This is a genomic window from Streptomyces sp. WM6372 (assembly GCF_001279655.1).
Taxonomy (GTDB): domain Bacteria; phylum Actinomycetota; class Actinomycetes; order Streptomycetales; family Streptomycetaceae; genus Streptomyces.
The window spans coordinates 1-16,077 of the sequence record NZ_LGDB01000006.1; the positions used below are offsets into that span (position 1 = coordinate 1).

At 73.1% G+C, this 16,077-nt stretch carries 15 protein-coding genes, 1 tRNA gene and 1 pseudogene; 14 read left to right on the forward strand and 3 right to left on the reverse strand.

What is annotated here, in order from left to right; translation table 11 throughout:
* The 5 genes from ADK52_RS02175 to ADK52_RS02195 all read left to right on the forward strand — a co-directional run.
* Positions 1-1,130, forward strand: a 1,130-nt coding sequence (locus ADK52_RS02175) for a family 2 encapsulin nanocompartment cargo protein terpene cyclase (RefSeq protein WP_063783753.1), incomplete at its 5' end; no start/stop codon positions are given.
* Positions 1,127-2,545 carry a family 2B encapsulin nanocompartment shell protein gene (locus tag ADK52_RS02180; protein ID WP_053688065.1) on the forward strand — a complete coding sequence of 473 codons (1,419 nt, stop codon included), beginning with the start codon at positions 1,127-1,129 and terminating at the stop codon, positions 2,543-2,545. The genes ADK52_RS02175 and ADK52_RS02180, both read left to right, overlap by 4 nt.
* Positions 2,546-2,625: 80 nt before the next feature.
* Positions 2,626-4,299, forward strand: coding sequence for a glycoside hydrolase family 71 protein (locus ADK52_RS02185; RefSeq protein ID WP_053688066.1), 1,674 nt, complete (start codon positions 2,626-2,628; stop codon positions 4,297-4,299).
* A 174-nt stretch (positions 4,300-4,473) separates the two neighbouring features.
* Positions 4,474-6,087, forward strand: coding sequence for an alpha/beta hydrolase (locus ADK52_RS02190; RefSeq protein ID WP_078987834.1), 1,614 nt, complete (start codon positions 4,474-4,476; stop codon positions 6,085-6,087).
* A 103-nt stretch (positions 6,088-6,190) separates the two neighbouring features.
* Entirely contained in the window at positions 6,191-7,351 is a 1,161-nt protein-coding gene (locus tag ADK52_RS02195; RefSeq protein ID WP_053688067.1) for an aminotransferase class V-fold PLP-dependent enzyme, read from the forward strand.
* Positions 7,352-7,409: 58 nt separating this feature from the next.
* Here the strand turns inward: ADK52_RS02195 and cobF are convergent, their stop codons facing one another.
* Positions 7,410-8,162, reverse strand: coding sequence for a precorrin-6A synthase (deacetylating) (cobF, locus tag ADK52_RS02200; RefSeq protein WP_053688068.1), 753 nt, complete (start codon positions 8,160-8,162; stop codon positions 7,410-7,412).
* 18 nt (positions 8,163-8,180) lie between these two features.
* Between cobF and ADK52_RS02205 the strand changes: the two genes are divergently transcribed.
* Genes ADK52_RS02205 through ADK52_RS02220 form a run of 4 tightly spaced genes read left to right on the forward strand, consistent with a single transcriptional unit; the run spans position 8,181 to position 11,456 of the window.
* Complete coding sequence (locus ADK52_RS02205; RefSeq protein ID WP_053688069.1) at positions 8,181-8,936, forward strand: (Fe-S)-binding protein; 756 nt, start codon at positions 8,181-8,183, stop codon at positions 8,934-8,936.
* The gene (locus tag ADK52_RS02210; protein ID WP_053688070.1) at positions 8,933-10,426 is read left to right on the forward strand and encodes a lactate utilization protein B; all 1,494 of its coding nucleotides are present in this window, start codon (positions 8,933-8,935) and stop codon (positions 10,424-10,426) included. The genes ADK52_RS02205 and ADK52_RS02210 overlap by 4 nt, the downstream gene beginning before the upstream one ends.
* Positions 10,423-11,061, forward strand: a complete 639-nt coding sequence (locus tag ADK52_RS02215; RefSeq protein WP_053688071.1) for a LutC/YkgG family protein — start codon at positions 10,423-10,425, stop codon at positions 11,059-11,061. Before ADK52_RS02210 ends, ADK52_RS02215 begins: the two co-directional genes overlap by 4 nt.
* A 5-nt stretch (positions 11,062-11,066) precedes the next feature.
* Positions 11,067-11,456, forward strand: coding sequence for a VOC family protein (locus ADK52_RS02220; protein WP_053688072.1), 390 nt, complete (start codon positions 11,067-11,069; stop codon positions 11,454-11,456).
* Between the two features lie 33 nt (positions 11,457-11,489).
* On the opposite strand, the gene ADK52_RS02225 is transcribed toward ADK52_RS02220, so the two are convergent.
* Positions 11,490-12,008, reverse strand: a complete 519-nt coding sequence (locus ADK52_RS02225; protein ID WP_053688073.1) for a DUF309 domain-containing protein — start codon at positions 12,006-12,008, stop codon at positions 11,490-11,492.
* A 108-nt stretch (positions 12,009-12,116) separates the two neighbouring features.
* On the opposite strand from ADK52_RS02225, the gene ADK52_RS02230 reads away from it, so the two are divergent.
* Positions 12,117-12,190: transfer RNA gene (locus ADK52_RS02230), tRNA-Pro, on the forward strand.
* 240 nt (positions 12,191-12,430) lie between these two features.
* On the opposite strand, the gene ADK52_RS02235 is transcribed toward ADK52_RS02230, so the two are convergent.
* Positions 12,431-13,354: a helix-turn-helix domain-containing protein gene (locus ADK52_RS02235; RefSeq protein WP_234343266.1), complete on the reverse strand. Its 924-nt coding sequence runs from the start codon at positions 13,352-13,354 to the stop codon at positions 12,431-12,433.
* Between the two features lie 402 nt (positions 13,355-13,756).
* On the opposite strand from ADK52_RS02235, the gene ADK52_RS42090 reads away from it, so the two are divergent.
* The 4 genes and pseudogenes from ADK52_RS42090 to ADK52_RS02255 form a co-directional block, all read left to right on the forward strand.
* On the forward strand, positions 13,757-13,918 hold the full coding sequence (locus ADK52_RS42090) for a hypothetical protein (protein ID WP_159045823.1): 162 nt from the start codon (positions 13,757-13,759) through the stop codon (positions 13,916-13,918).
* Positions 13,919-13,925: 7 nt separating this feature from the next.
* Entirely contained in the window at positions 13,926-14,261 is a 336-nt protein-coding gene (locus tag ADK52_RS02240) for a hypothetical protein (RefSeq protein ID WP_053688075.1), read from the forward strand.
* A 186-nt stretch (positions 14,262-14,447) separates the two neighbouring features.
* Positions 14,448-15,353, forward strand: a complete 906-nt coding sequence (locus ADK52_RS42095) for a hypothetical protein (protein WP_159045824.1) — start codon at positions 14,448-14,450, stop codon at positions 15,351-15,353.
* A 33-nt stretch (positions 15,354-15,386) separates the two neighbouring features.
* Positions 15,387-16,077: pseudogene (locus tag ADK52_RS02255) on the forward strand (hypothetical protein); the annotation flags it as partial.

Below are 16,077 nucleotides of genomic sequence, written 5' to 3' on the forward strand. Positions count from 1 at the left end.
CCTCCGTACCGGCCGCCCCGTCCGCCGCCCCGCCCGTCACCCCGCCCGTCATCCCGTCCGCCACCTCATCGGCCGCCCCCGCGGCCCCCGGCGGTTCCCGGGGGAACCCCGCCGTCCCCGAGCTGTACTGCCCGCCCCCGCAGCGCGACGACCCGGCCCTCGCGGAGGCGGTCGAGGACCGGCTCCTCGCCTGGGCCGAGGAGACCGGGATCTACGCCGGGAGGCAGGCCGACGTACGGGCGCTGTCGATGGGTCGCTTCACCATGCTCACGTACGCCCACGTCGAGGACCCGGACCGGCTGCTCGCCCCCGCCAAGTGCACCCTCGCCCAGTGGGCCACCGACGACTACTACTGCGACGACGAGAGCGCCGGCGCCGTCCCCCTCAGGATCGCCACCCACCTGTCCCAGGCCCTGGCCGCCATCGACCCGGCCCACCTCCCGGCCGCCTACGCGCCCCTGCTGGAGCGGGCCATGCGCGCCGACCCGGTCCTCGTCGCGCTGCGCTCCAGCACCGAGCACCTGTCCCGGTACGCCACCCGCTCCCAGCTCACCCGCTACCGGCACGAGATGGCCGCGCTGTTCTCCGGATACACCGCCGAGGCGGGCTGGCGGGTCTCCGGACGTACCCCGCCCGTCTGGGAGTTCCTCGCCGTCCGCCAGGACAACAGCTTCATCCCCACGATGGTGATGCTCGACCCGGCGGGCGGCTACGAGCTCCCGGTCGAGGCGTACGCCGACCCGCGCGTGCGGGGCGCGGTCCTCAAGGCGGCGTCCGCCAGCGTCATCGTCAACGACCTCTACTCCATGCACCGCGAGGACGAGAGCGCCGCCGTCAACTACAACCTGCCCGCCCTGATCGAGGCCGAGGAGGGCTGCTCGCGCGTCGAGGCGGTGCGCCGCTCCGCCGACCTCCACGACGAGCTCGTCCACGCCTTCGAGGAGGAGTCGGCCCTCCTCGCCGCGGCCGGATTCCCGCCGCTGGTCCGCTTCCTGGCCGACGTATGGGCCTGGCTCGGCGGAAACCTCGAATGGCACCGCACCACCGCCCGCTACCACCCGGCGGGCCCGGCCACGGCCCTGGACAGCACCCGGACACCCGGCCCGACGCACGGAGGGACCACGGCATGACCACCCCCGAAGCCCCCACACCCGAGGCCGAAGCGCAGGCCCGGCAGGCCGCCCTCAGCACGGCGGCCGCCCGCAACCTCGCCACCACCACCAAGTCCGTCCCCCAGATGCAGGGCATCAGCTCCCGCTGGCTGACGCGCGTCCTGCCCTGGGTCGACGTCAGCGCCGGCACCTACCGCGTCAACCGGCGCTTGAGCCACGCCGTGGGCCGGGGCAGGGTCTCCTTCGTCCAGAGCGGCGCCGACGACGTGCGGATCCTGGCGCCCACCCTGAGCGAACTCCCCACCCTCAAGGGCTGCCCGGACCAGGCGGTCTTCGAGGACCTCGCCGTGCGCTTCGTCGCACGCGACCTGCGCGCCGGCGACGTCCTCGTCGAGGAGGGCGCGCCCGTGGAGGAGGTCTTCATCATCGCCCACGGCCGCCTGGAGAAGCGGGCCCAGGGCAAGTACGGGGCGACGGACGTCCTCGGCGTCGTCGCCGACGGCGACCAGCTCGGCGACGACGCCCTCGGCCGCCCCGAACCGCGCTGGGACTACTCCGTACGGGCCGCGACCGCCGGCACCGTGATGGTGCTGCGCTGGCGCGCCTTCCAGGAGGTCCTGGAGCGCTCGGCCGCCCTGCGCACCCACCTGGAGCGGTACGTGGAGAACGGCCGCCGCCCGGTCAACCGGCGCGGCGAGGCCGACATCGAGCTCGCCTCCGGCCACACGGGCGAGGCCCTGCTCCCCGGCACGTTCGTCGACTACGACCTCAGCCCGCGCGAGTACGAACTCTCCCTCGCCCAGACCGTCCTGCAGATCCACACCCGCGTCGCCGACCTCTACAACGACCCGATGAACCAGTTCGAGCAGCAACTGCGGCTGACCGTCGCGGCGTTGCGCGAACGCCAGGAGTGGGAACTGGTCAACAACCGGGAGTTCGGGCTGCTCCACAACGCCGCGTACGACCAGCGCGTCAACACCTGGTCCGGGCCGCCGACCCCGGACGACCTCGACGAACTGGTCACCATGCGCCGCGGTACGAAGGTGCTGCTCGCCCATCCCAAGGCCATCGCCGCCTTCTTCCGCGAGTGCAACAAGCGCGGGCTGATCCTCGACAACGTCGAGGTGCAGGGGAAGTCCGTGCCCGCCTGGCGCGGCATCCCGCTGCTGCCCTGCGGGAAGATCCCGGTCGTCGGCGGCCACACCAGCTCGATCCTCGCGCTGCGCACCGGGGAGGAGCAGGAGGGCGTCATCGGCCTGCGCCCTACCGCGATCCCCGAGGAGTACGAACCCGGCCTGAACGTCCGCTACATGGGCATCGACCAGCGCTCGATCATGTCCTACCTGGTCAGCACCTACTACTCGGCGGCCGTCCTCGTCCCCGACGCCCTCGGGATCCTGGAGAACGTGGACATCGCCGCCCCGCGCTCCTGACGGTTGTCCGGGAGCCGCCGATCGGCTGTACTGCTCTGCAGTCCCGTACCCGGGGCACCGTGCAGGGGAGGGCACCCACGATGAGTTCACACCGCCGCCGTCCGGGCTTCCGGGGCCGGCCGCTGCTGACTCTGCCGGCCGCCTTCCTGCTCGCCGGGGTCTGCGCCGCCGCCGGCATCGCCTGGGACCCGTTCACGGCGGACGCCCGCCAAGACGCCGCGTCCGCGCCCGCGATCGGCACGCCCTGGTCCGCCGGGCCCGACTCGGGCTCGGGGAGCCCGGCGGCCGGCGCCACCGGCCGGGCCCCGACCGCATCCGGCGGGAGCCCGGGCGGCACCGGCCAGGGCGCGGGCAGCTCCCCGGGCGCCGGGGACGCCGGAGGCGGGCGGCCCGCCGGCGCCCTGCCGTTCGACCTGCCCGGGCCGGCCGCCCTGCGCACCGGTGACGCGGGCAGGAAGCTGGTGTTCGCGCACTACTTCACCCCGTACCCCCTCTCGCTGGACAACGCGAGCGCCGACGCCGACTACTACACGCGCAACTACCTGAACCCGGCCGGGGAGAACGGCAAGCACGAGCGGTACGGCGGACTGCTGCGCGACCGGCCGCTGCCCGTCCAGCCCCGGGGCGGCAACTGGGAACTCGCCAACCTGGAGCAGGAGGTGCGCACCGCCCGCGCCGCGGGCCTCGACGGGTTCACGCTCGACATGCTCTCCCTGTCCGGGCAGAACCGCGACCGCGCCCATCTCCTGATGGAGGCCGCCCACGCCGTCGACCCCGGATTCAAGATCATGCTGATGCCGGACATGACCTCGCTGAACACCGACGACCCCGGCGTGCTCGCCGACGCCGTCGCGGCCCTGGGCAAAACCCCCGCCGCGCACCGTCTCGGCGACGGCCGGCTCGTCGTCTCCCCCTTCAAGGCCGAGGCCAAGAGCGTCGCCTGGTGGACGCAGGTCCTCGACCTCCTGCGGACCCGGCACGGCATCCGCACCGCCTTCGTCCCGACGTTCCTCGACTCCGACGCCAACAGCGCGAAGTTCGCGCCGATCAGTCACGGCTTCTCCGAGTGGGGCAGCCGCAGCTACGTCGGCCAGGAGAGCGCCACCCGCGATGTGCAGCGGGCCCACGGCATGGGCAAGATCTGGATGCAGCCCGTGTCGGTCCAGGACGCCCGCCCCAACCAGGGCGTCTACGACGAGGCCGGCAACACCGCCACCCTGCGCTCCACCTGGACGCACGCCATCGACGACGGCGCCGACTGGGTGCAGCTCACCACCTGGAACGACTACTCCGAGGGCAGCCAGTTCGCGCCCTCGCTGCACAACGGGTACGCCTACCTGGACCTCTCCTCCTACTACCTGACCAAGTTCAAGACGGGCCGCTGGCCGAAGATCGTCCGCGACACGCTGTACGTATCCGCCCGCACCCAGTTCGCCGGCGCGGACCCCGCCGGCGCCCAGTCGCTGGTGATGAGCTTGCGCAAGGGCAGCGCCGCGTCCCGCGACACGGTGGAGGTGCTCAGCTTCCTGACGGCCCCGGCGACCGTCCGTACGGTGGTGGGCGCCGCCCAGGACGCGCACGAGGCCCCGGCCGGCGTCCACTGCGAACTGCTCCCGCTGCGCCCGGGCACCAGCTCGGCGGCGGTGGTGCGCGACGGGAAGGCCGGCGCGGAGGTGGAACTGCCCTACGCGGCGGACCGCACGGTGCAGGTCCAGGACCTCCAGTACTACGCCGTCACCAGCGGGCGCGACTGAGGGAGCTCCGGCGCCCCCGCCGCAGGCCGGCGGCGGGGCGTTTTCCCACGGTGTGCGTGGTTTCGCACCGCCCGGTACCGTCGAAGAGGTGCGTTCCACCAACCCGCTGCGGCGTGCCGGGACGGTCCGGAGACCCGACCGTTCACGATCCTCCCGCAGTGACCGGGAGGCCAGATGACACGCCACCGAGAGCCCGGCCGCCGGCGCCGCACCGTGCGACGGCTCCGGGCCGCGTCGGCCGGCATGGCGACCGGTCTCCTCGTCACCGGACTGCTCGTGGCGCCCGCCCAGGCGCGCTCCCGCGCCGACGCCAGTACCGGCCCCGACGCGCCGATCGGCACGGCCGCCCGGACGGTGGGTGACGCCCGCTTCGAGCCGGGCCCCTGCCCGAAGACGCCCGAACCGGTCAAGGAGCTCCGAGGGGCCCGCTGCGGAACGCTCACCGTGCCCGAGAACCGCGCCGAACCGGGCGGTCGCACGATCAGACTCGGTGTCGCGATCGTCCCCGCGGCGACCGACGAGCCGAAGCCCGACCCCATCGTGTGGCTCGCGGGCGGCCCCGGCGACGATGCCGTGGGCGAGGCGAAGATGGCGATCGACGGCGGCCTGAACCGCGACCGTGACGTCATCTTCATGTCCCAGCGCGGTACGTACTCGGCCGACCCGACGCTGCTGTGCCCCAACATCGACGAGTTCAACGCACGCTCCGTCGGCCTCGTCTACGACGCCCCGTCCACCGAACGCCTGCACGTCGAGGCGACGAAGGCCTGCCGCGACCAACTGGCGGCCCGCGGGATCGACCTCGCCGCCTACAACGACACCGAGAGCGCCGCCGACTACGAGGACCTGCGCACCGCACTGGGCGTCAAGCAGTGGAACCTGTACGGGATCTCCTACGGCACCCACCTGGCGCTCGTCTCCATGCGCCTTCACCCCGAGGGGCTCCGCTCGGTGGGCATGGACGGCATACTGCCGCCCTCCAGGGGCGGCTCGGCGGCGACCTGGAGCAGCGCCCGGCAGGGCTTCGACGGCCTGTTCAAGGCCTGCGCGGAGCAGCCGGCCTGCAACGAGCGCTATCCGAACCTGTCGGCCACCTTCGACAAGCTCGTCCGCGACCTCGAAGCCAAGCCGGTCACCACCACCGTCACGCTCCCCGGCAGCGACAAACCGGTCAAGGTCGTACTGGACGGCGGAGCCCTGGTGAACTGGATGACCTCCGCCACCCACGTCGCGCCCCAAGTACCCCGCGCCCTCGACGAACTGGCGCACGGCAAGCCGCAGCGGATCGCCCGGCAGTGGGCGGGCGGCAAGCTCAGCCCGCAGGCCATGGGACGGATGGCGCACGGGCTCGTCTACGGAGTCTTCTGCAGCGAGTGGACGCCGTACGAGAGCCAGGCCCAGGCGCTCAAAGGCGGGCAGGACACCTTCCCGTCGTTCCCCCGCACGGTACAGGCCCAGGCCCCGCAGCTGACCTTCCTCCGGCCGGACTGCGCCGTCTGGAACGTCCCTGCGGCGCCGCCCTCCATCCGGGACGTCACGCGCGGCGACATCCCGACCCTCGCCCTGTCGGGCGGCTTCGACTCCCAGACCGGGGCGGACAACGGGCCGTACGTCGCCCGTACGCTGAGCAAGGCCAAGGTCGTCACGGTCCCCTACGAGCCGCACGTGGTGTTCGCCACCTCCAAGTGCGCCCAGGAGATCGCCGTCTCGTTCTTCGACGACCCGGCCGCGCCGAAGACCGGGTGCCTGAACGGCCTCAAGCCACCGCAGTTCGAGATCGGGCCCTGACCGCGGCGGAACCCGTACGCCCGGTTGACCGGGGGCGCACTGGGCCCGGGCCGCGCGGGGCGCGATGATGCGGGGGACTGCCGCGCCGCACCCCGGAGGTCCCATGAACCAGCCGACGCCGATACGCCCCGCCGGGCTCCCCGCCGAGTTCCCCGGCGGGAGGGCCCTGTTCCGGCTCGATCCCGCCGTCTCCCACCTGAACCACGGCTCGTTCGGCGCCGTACCGGTCCCGGTACAGGAGGCACAGGCCGCCCTGCGCGAGGAGGCGCACGCCGATCCCGACGCCTTCTTCATCGACGCCCCCGACCGGATCGCCGCGGCCCGGGCCCGCGTCGCCCGGCACCTGGGCGCCGACCCCGACGGCATCGCCTTCATCGCCAACGCCACCGAGGGCGCCAATCTGGCGCTCGACGCCGTCCCGTTCGCCGAAGGCGACGAGATCCTCGTCACCGACCACGGCTACGGCACCGTCGTCGCGGCCGCCGCCCGGCGCGCCCCGATCACCACCGTCGCCCTCGATCCGGACCTGCCCGACGAGGACGCCGTACGCGAAACCGTGCTGGCCGGGCTGACGCCCCGGACCAAGGCGGTGGTGCTCGACCACATCAGCTCGCCCACCGCCCGGCTCATCGCCTCGCCCCGGCTGCTCGCCGACCTGGCCGCCCGCGGGATCACCACCCTCGTGGACGGGGCGCACGCCCCCGGCATGATCGCGGACCCGCTCGCCGGAGGAGCCGACTTCTGGTTCGGCAACCTGCACAAATGGGGGTACGCCCCCTCCGGCAGCGCCGTCCTCGCGGTCGCCCCCGGACACCGCGGCCGGGTCCGGGCGCTGGTCCCCTCCTGGGAGGACGCGCACGGGTTCCCCCGCTCCGTCGAGAACCGGGCCACCGCCGACTACACCGGCTGGCTCGCCGCCCCCGAGGGCCTGGACCTCCTCGACCGGCTCGACGCCGCGAAGGTACGGGCCCACAACGCCGCCCTCGCCGCCCACGGCGCGGCCCTGCTCGCCGAGGTCCCCGGGCTCACCCCGCTCCCGTACACCGAGGGGCTCGCCATGCGCGCCCTGCGGCTGCCGCCCGGCACCGCCGAGACCCAGGAGGGCGCGCGGGCGCTGCGCGAGCGGATCGCGGCGGATCTGGGCATCCGGGTGCTGGTCTGGGCGTGGCCGGGCGGCGGCGGCATCCGCATCTGCGGGCAGGTCTACAACCGGCCCGAGGAGTACGAACGCCTCGCCGCCGGGCTCCCGGCCCTGCTGGGCTGAGCGGGCTCAGGCCGTGTCGTTCGGGCCGGGCCGGGCCGGCCCGGCCCGAACGACACGGCTAGCCGCGCCGGAGCAGGTACGTGTCCATGATCCAGCCCTTGCGGGCGCGGGCCTCGGTCCGGAGCTCCTCGATCCGGCCGGCGACCTCCGCCAGCTTCCCCGAGACCAGGATCTCGTCCGGGGTGCCGACGTAGGCCCCCCAGTAGATGAAGAGGTCCTGGTCGAGGTGGGCCGTGAAGGCGTGCCGCGCGTCCAGCATCACCACGACGTCGTCCACGTCCTGCGGCCAGCCCTCGGCGAGCCGCCGCCCGGTGGTGATCTGGACGGGCCGGCCCACCCGGTTCAGGTTGGTCCGGTGCCGGGAGAGCAGCGCGGAGATGCTGCTGATGCCGGGCACGACCTCGTGCTCGAACTCCACCCGGCCCCGCTCCAGCACCTCGTCGAGGATGGCGAGGGTCGAGTCGTACAGCGAGGGGTCGCCCCAGACCAGGAACGCGCCGGTCTCCCCGTCCGCCAGGTCCTCGGCGACGAACCGCTCGAAGATCTCGGCCCGCGCGCTGCGCCAGCCGTCCACGGTCGGGGCGTACTGGGCCGGGTCCCGGTCCCGGTCCGGGTCGCGGCCCTCCACGAGCCGGTGGCCGGGGCGGGCGTGCGCGTCGAGCATCGCGCGCCGCAGCCCGGTCAGGTCCGCCTTCTCCTCGCCCTTCTCCAGGATGAGGAATGCGTCCGCCGCGCCGATCGCCCTGACCGCCTGGAGGGTCAGGTGGTCCGGGTCGCCCGCGCCTATGCCGATCACTGAGAACTTCTTCACGCCGCTATTCTGCCCGTCATGCGTGCCGCCCTGTTCGTCACCTGTGTCAACGACGCGTTGTACCCGCGGACCGGCATCGCCGTCGTGCGCCTGCTGGAGCGGCTCGGCGTCGGCGTGGACTTCCCTGCGGCCCAGACCTGCTGCGGGCAACCGCAGTACAACACCGGCTACCGGCGCGAGAGCGAACCCCTGCTCCGGCGCACCGCCGAGGCCTTCGCGGGACACCCGTACGTGGTCACCCCGTCGGGTTCCTGCGCCGCGATGGTCCGCACCCACTACCCGCGCATCGGCCGGCAGGCGGAGCGGGAGGGGCGGGGCCCCGAGCTGGCGGCCCTGGCCGAGGAGCTCGTACCGCGCGTGTACGAGCTGACCGAGTTCCTGGTGGACGTCCTCGGGGTGACGGACGTGGGCGCGTACTTCCCGCACACCGTCACCTACCACCCCTCGTGCCACGGCCTGCGGGGGCTCGGGCTGGGGGACCGCCCGAGGCGGCTGCTCGCCGCCGTGAAGGGCCTGGACCTGATCGAGCTGCCCGGCGCCGAGGAGTGCTGCGGTTTCGGCGGCACCTTCGCCGTGAAGAACCCGGACGTGTCGGTGGCGATGGGCACCGACAAGATCGGCAGTGCGGTGGGGACGGGCGCGGACGTCCTGTGCGGGGCCGACAACTCCTGCCTGGCCCACCTCGACGGGATCCTGCGCCGCGGGGGAGACGCGATGCGGGCGCTGCACCTCGCCGAGATCCTGGCCTCGACGGAGGAGGAACCGCTGCGATGACGGGCACGTTCATGGGGATGCCGGCGTTCCCCGACGCGGCGCGCGAGGCCGTCGGAGACCGGGTGCTGCGCGCCAACCTCCGCCGCGCCACCCACACGATCCGCGACAAACGGGCCCGGTCCGTCGCCGAGCTGGCCGACTGGGACCGGCTGCGCGCGGCGGGCAAGGCCGTCAAGGACCACACCCTGCGCCACCTGGACCGCTACCTGCTCCAACTGGAGGAGTCGGTGACGGCCGCGGGCGGCACCGTCCACTGGGCCGCCGACGCGGACGAGGCCAACCGGATCGTCACCGCGCTGGTGCTGGCCACCGGCGAGCGGGAAGTGGTCAAGGTCAAGTCCATGGCCACCCAGGAGATCGGCCTCAACGAGGCCCTCGAAGCGGCCGGGATCGCCGCGTACGAGACGGACCTGGCCGAGCTCATCGTCCAGCTCGGCCACGACCGGCCCTCCCACATCCTGGTCCCGGCCATCCACCGCAACCGCGCCGAGATCCGGGACGTCTTCGCGGCGGAGATGGGCCACTGGGGCCGCCCCGCCCCGGAGGGGCTCGGCGACGACCCGCGCGAGCTCGCCGAGGCCGCCCGCCTCCACCTGCGCGAGAAGTTCCTGCGCGCCAAGGTCGGGGTCTCCGGAGCCAACTTCATGGTCGCCGAGACGGGCACGATGGTCGTCTTCGAGTCCGAGGGCAACGGCCGCATGTGCCTGACGCTGCCCGAGACCCTGATCTCGGTGGTGGGCATCGAGAAGGTGGTGCCCACCTTCCGGGACCTGGAGATCTTCCTCCAGACGCTGCCGCGCTCCTCCACGGCCGAGCGGATGAACCCGTACACGACGATGTGGACCGGGCTGGGTCCTTCGAAAGGGGCGGACGGCGACGGCCCCTCCGCCTTCCACCTCGTCCTGCTCGACAACGGCCGCACCGACACCCTCGCCGACCCGGTCGGCCGGCAGGCCCTGCGCTGCATCCGCTGCTCCGCCTGCCTCAACGTCTGCCCGGTCTACGAACGCGCCGGCGGCCACGCGTACGGATCCGTCTACCCCGGTCCGATCGGCGCCATCCTGAGCCCCCAACTGCGGGGCACCGGGAGCGAGATCGACGCCTCGCTGCCGTACGCGTCCACCCTGTGCGGGGCCTGCTACGAGGTCTGCCCGGTCGCCATCGACATCCCGGAGGTCCTGGTCCACCTGCGCGAGCGGGTGGCCCAGGGCGGCCCGGTGACCCGCGAGGGCATCCGCGTACGGATCCGCCCGGCGCGGGGGCACACCGCAGAGCGGGCCGCGATGCGGGCCGCCCGGCTGCTCCTGGACCACCCGGGCGCGCTGCGCGCGGGGGAGCGGCTGCTGGCCCGGGCCCGGCGGCTGCGGCCGCGCCGGCTGCCGGGGCCCGGACGGGCCTGGACGGACGGCCGGGAGCTGCCGGAGCTCCCGGCGGAGTCGTTCCGGGACTGGTGGGCACGGGAGCGGGGAGCGGGGGGAGGGACGGCATGAGCAGCAGGGACCGCATCCTGGGCCGGATCCGCCGGGCGACGGCGGACGCCGCCCCCGACCCGGCCGTCCCCCGGGACTACCTCCGGGTCCACGGCGCCCGCACCCCGGCCGAGACGGCCGGCCTCCTCGCCGCGAACCTCGCCGAGTACCGCGCGCGGGTGCACCGCACGGACGGCGCCGGGATCGCCCCGCTGCTCGCCCGGCTGCTGGCCGGGCGCGGTGCCCGTACGGTGCTCGTCCCGCCCGGCCTGCCCCCGTACTGGCTGTCGGCGGCGGACCCGGTCCGCGTCCACGACCGCGGGGAGTCCACCCCGTACGAACTGGATGCGGTGGACAGCGTGGTGACCGGCTGCGCCCTGGCGATCGCCGAGACCGGCACGATCGTCCTCGACGGCGGCCCCGGGCAGGGCCGCCGCCGCATCACCCTGGTCCCGGACCACCACGTCTGCGTGGTCAGGGTCCCGGACCAGGTGGTGGACTCGGTCCCGCAGGCCCTGCCGCTGCTGGACCCGACGAGGCCGCTGACCTGGATCTCCGGACCCTCCGCCACCAGCGACATCGAACTCGACCGGGTGGAGGGTGTGCACGGCCCGCGCACCCTGGAGGTGATCCTGCTGGCCGGACCAGCAGAATGAGTGCCATGCCCGCATACATCGCGCTCACCGCCCTCGTCGTCCACGACTACGACGAGGCCATCGACTTCTACACCCGCGCCCTCGGCTTCACCCTCGTCGAGGACACCGCGCGCCCGGACGGCTCCCGCTGGGTCGTGGTCCGCCCGGAGGGCGCCACCGAGGCGGCGCTGCTGCTGGCCCGCGCCAAGGACGAGGCCCAGAGCTCCCGCGTCGGCGACCAGACGGGCGGCCGGGTCGGTTTCTTCCTGTACACCGACGACTTCGCCCGGGACCACACCCGGATGACGGCGGAGGGCGTCCGCTTCCTGGAGGAGCCGCGGCACGAGGCGTACGGCTCGGTGGCGGTCTTCGAGGACCTCTACGGCAACCGCTGGGACCTGCTGGAGCCCGCGTAGGCCCGCTCCGGACCGGCCGCACCCTCCGCCGCTTCAGGCGGGGTCCTGCCGGTCCGGCCGCAGCGCGAGCCGGGGAGCCTGGGCCGCGGCGTCGACCGCCGGCCCCTCCTCCACCCGCAGGGCCAACTCCCGGGCCCAGCGGACCAGCCCCTCCACGTCGATCCCGTACGGCCCCCCGCCCCGGGCGGAGGCCGTCTCCGGCCCGGCCAGGGCGAGTGCGTCGGCGCCCCGGCGCAGCAGGCGGGCCCCGCCGACGGCGTTCCCGCGCGCGGCGTGCGTGAGCCCGACCGCCAGCTGCGCGAGGGCCCGCCACAGCGGGGCCTCGGTCCCGGGCCCGGACTTCCAGGCGTCCTCGAACACCTCGTGCGCGTGGAACGGCATCCCGGCGTCCAGCAGCCGCTGCGCCTCGGCCACCGTCTCGGCGGGCGTCCGTACGACCCCCTCGGGCTGCCGCTCCACGCCCGGCTCCCCGTACGCCAGCGGCCGCCCCAGCCCGTCCCGGGGCCGCGCGCTGCGCGCCCGCCCCTCACCGTCCCGATCCCGTGCGTTCACCCCGCCATCCTCCCTGCCACCGGAAACCCGTGCATGCGCACCCCTCTACGTGGGGTAATGTTCTGCATGTGCCGCCGGGACGGGGGAAACCCCAGCTCAACGGCACAACGGGACGTGGCGCAGCTTGGTAGCGCACTTGACTGGGGGTCAAGGGGTCGCAGGTTCAAATCCTGTCGTCCCGACTGTAAAGTCGCAGTTCAGAGGCCGTTTCCACCGGATGGTGGGAACGGCCTTTTCTGTTGGCGATCGTCGGGTGGTCGTCCGCCTGGGCATGGCACGGTCGTAGCGCCCTACTTCGCGGTCGAACTGTTCGGTGACGGCGTCGACGGCTTGGCGGGCAGCGGTCTTGGCGAGGTGCCCGTGGACGGGCGAGGGCAGCGCAGGGCGGCGGGCCCTGCGGGCACCTGGCCGGGGCGTTCGCGCTACAGCCAGCCCCGTTGGGCGGCCTTGAGGCCGGCTTCGAAGCGGCTGGTGGCGCCGAGGCGTTCCATGATCGAGGCCATGTGCCGGCTGACGGTGCGTGACGAGATGCCGAGGCGTTGGCCGGCGGCGTCGTCGGTGAGGCCGCCGGCCAGCAGGCGCAGGAGTTGGCGTTCGGTGTCGGTCAGGCCGGTTGCGGGATCGTCGGATCTCAGGGCGCCGAGCGGGACGGCCGTGGCCCAGGCCTGGTCGAAGAGGTCGACGAGGGCGGTGACGAGGCCGGGTTCGGTGACGTGCAGGGCGCCCTTGCGGGTGTCGGCGGGGTCGATGGGGACCAGTGCGTGGGCCCGGTCGAAGATGACGAGGCGCTGGGGGAGGACGGGGGCGGTGCGTACCTCGCTGCCGCGGCTGAGGAGCCAGTGGGCGTGGGCGGTGGTGTGTGGGTCGTTGCGGGTGGTGTCCTGGTAGAGGGTCTTCATGACGACCCCGCGCGCCAGCGGCTCCTCGTCGGCGGCCCGTGCTGCCGCGAGGTCCTCGGGACGGTGGCTGGCGCCGGGGTGGACGCCCAGGCACTCCTGTCTCATACCGTGGGCCAGTTGCTCGATGCGGTGCTGGATGGCGTCCATGCCCAGGAGGCGTTCGCCGTGGGTGGCGTGGGAGCCGGCGCGTTCGGCGACCAGGCGTGTGACGACTGCCCGGGAGGCGGCGAGCTGGGCCTGACGGGCGGCCAGGTCCGCCTCCTGGCGGACGAGCATGTCCGCCAGGCTGACTTCGGGGGAGACGGCACGCATGTGGCCGGGGTGGTCGGCAGAGGCCCGCACCAGCATCAGGCGGGCGAGTTCGTCCAGGCAGTCGTGGACCTGCGCGGGAGAGGCCCCGCACAGCTCGGCCAGCTGAGCGACACCGTGGTCGGTATGGTCGAGCATGGCCTGGTAGACCCTGCTTCCGAGCACACTCAGGCCCAGCGCTTCCAACATCGTTTCCCCCCCGGGTTTCGCGTCCGAACCTTCCGCAGTCCGCACGCGCACCGCATCGTCGCACCTTGGGTGCCAGCCCTTCAAGATCTTTGAAACTTCGCAGTGGAGCTCAGAGCGAACGGTCCACCCCTGTGACAATTCTTGACCTGTGCATGACATGTTGGCGGGATGGCGCCAGGCGAGTTGACGACAGCCGAAGGTTCTTCCCGGGAGGTCGATCCACCGGCGAAGCTGTTCATCGCCGACAGGGAACACCCCGCCGGCCACGAGAAGACACCGGAACGAGCGTCAACCGCGGGACGCGAAACCGGGACTGATCAACTGCCACTCTCCAGAGAAGGACCGAACGCCATGCCCCGCACTCGTCTCCGTCTGGCCACCGCGGTCGCCGCCCTCGCCGCCGGAGTCATCGCCCTGCTGCCCGTCGGGGCCGGCGGAGCCCACACCACCGCCACCACCACGACGGCGACCGGCGTCACCACCTTCCCTGCCGACAACGCTCAATGGGGATAGACACGAGATGGACTGTGTCTACACCAGCCTGCGCCGCCGCCCCGAGGCGCCGCCCGCAGTGGCACACGAGGTAGCCGAGGTCCTGGGCATCCTTTGGGCGCACACCACCCCGGAGGACGGCTTGGAGCACATCTCCGGCTCCCTCGAGAGCGACCGGGTCGATCTCCTGCTGTACTTCCTGTCGCCCGATCCGGCCTCGCCCGCAGCCCACGGCCCGCTGCACCGGGCTGCCGCTCTGCTCGCCCGCGGCCACCAGGCGTCACCCACGCTGCAGCGGCGCTACCTGCAGCCCTCCGGGGCTCCGGGTCCGCACGCCGACGGCCCGCGGCACGCGAAGGCCTGACCGGTCGCCACACCCGCCCTGCCGAACCCCACCGCCGGAAGTTCCGGTAGGGGCGCCGCTCCCGTGTGCCATCCGCTGCCCGGACGCCAGGCCGACGCGCTCCTTGCGCTGCCCGCCGCGAGCCGGTCGCGCCCTGGCCGGCCAGGGCCCTCACCGACGCTTCACGTTTCTAGGAGTCAGTTCGCAATGCCAGCCATCAAGTTCTCCCTACGAGGTTCCCGCCGGGCCGCAGCGGTGACGGCCGGTGCCGTCCTCAGCGCCGGTGCGCTGGGTCTGGCGATGCTGGGCAGCGGTACCCACACGCCGGCCGCGGACCAGGTCAAGGCGGCCACCACGGTGGCGGCGCCGGCCGTCGTCACGTCGCCGACGTCCGCGAGTCCACCGACGCCAACGGCGAGCGCGTCGGCCGCGACGCCGAGTGCTGCCGCGACGCCGAGCGCCGCCGGGGCGCCGGCGAAGGGCGCTGCGGGGAACTCCGCCGCCACATCGGGAAAATCCGTTACGGCGCCCACCCTTGACCCCGCGACCAGCGCCAAGGTCCCGTCCGACCTCGCCGCCGTCACCGCCCAGTCGTGGACCGCCCACACCCCGGGGCCGGTGCGCCAGATCGCCGGGCATGACATCGCGCTGAATGAGTGCGCGAGCGTGCGCGGCGCCGCGACCTGGCAGCAGCAGCCGTACGTGAGCAGCGGTGGCAACTCCGCGGTGCTGGAGATCTACACCTTCGGTACCGAGGCCGCAGCCGGCGCCGCGTACGAGGGGGTCCGCTCCGGCATGAGCTCTTGCCAGGCCACGTCCAGGGCTTTGCAGAGCGCGAACCACCTCACGGCCGACGCTGCCTCACGGCAGACCGTCACCGCCACGGACGCGGCGGCGTTCGAACGCAACTGGACCGGGGTCGAGGGCATCTCGGCCCACGGCGCTCAGACCAACCACCTCTACCTGGCGGCGCACGGCACGCGGGTGCTGGTCCTGCACTTCGACGAACTGGCCGAGGGATCTCCGGCGGCCGCTCCGTACGACACGAAGCAGGACCCGAACGTGCTGTCGCTGCTCACGAACTTGCTGGCCAGCCAGGCCGGCACCCGCTGATCCGCTGAATACGCCGACCACCGAAGGAAAGCAATGTCTTCAACACCCAAGAAGCGTGGCGTCGCCGTTTTTGCGGCCGCATCGTTGCTCGGCGCGATGGCCGCGCTGATACCAACCGGTGACGCGTTCGCCGGAACCGTTCCCGTAGGCCCCGCCACCTCGACCGGAAGCCTCCCTCCGGCCACGCTCGGCGGCGCGGTCACCCAGGAGCAGATCATTGCCCGGGCGCACGACTGGATCAACAACAAGGTTCCGTACAGCCAGTCGCTCGCGTGGAAGGACAGCGCGGTCGGCGGCCCGTACCGCGCGGACTGCTCCGGCTTCATCTCCATGGCGTGGGGCCTGAAGGACAGCCTGGTCACCTGGACCCTCCCGGACGTCTCGACCGTCACCGCCACGAACGTCATCGGCTATACCGGCCTGCAGCCGGGCGACGCACTGGACTACACCGCCGACCACGTCGTGCTGTTCGACTCCTGGATCAACAAGTCCGCCGGGACGTTCAACTACGACGCCGAACACCGCCCGGGCACGGTGGCAGACCAGCGGGAGGGCAGCGTCTACGCGAGCACGCTCGACGGACACGCGATCACCAACTACGAGGCCCTGCGCTACAAGAACGTCGTCGCCGGTTCGGCTTCTGCTGCGACGTCGCCGGTGTCGATGGATGCGGGTGCGACGCATGTGGCGTTTGTGGATGGCGGTGGGAGTGTTGCGAATGACT